The 266-nt window shown below is 67.3% G+C and carries 1 protein-coding gene; it reads left to right on the top strand.

The genetic code is table 11. The features are described from left to right. Positions 1 to 266: FAD-dependent oxidoreductase (locus ACYQ1K_RS28020; protein WP_459986907.1), on the top strand; the 266-nt coding region annotated here is incomplete at both ends.

Below are 266 nucleotides of genomic sequence, written 5' to 3'. Positions count from 1 at the left end.
ATGTCAGATTCGTGTGAAGTCGCCGTCATCGGGGCCGGACTGTCCGGCCTCACGGCCGCCTACCAACTTCGCGACACCGACGTCGTCGTCCTCGAAGCCGACGACCAAATCGGCGGACGCTCCCAGCGCACCGAACTGGCCGGCTGGCCCACCACCACCGGCGGCGAAGGCTGGTACGACCCGAACCCCGACTCCGAGGAGAGCCGCCTCCTGGCCGAAGTCGGCATCAAGACCATTCCTGTGCCCGGCACACCTCTGCTCCACAC

The sequence above is a fragment of the Nocardioides sp. AN3 genome (genome assembly GCF_054653495.1).
Note: the sequence above shows the minus strand (reverse complement) of the source record. Positions and strands in the feature narration are given on the sequence as shown.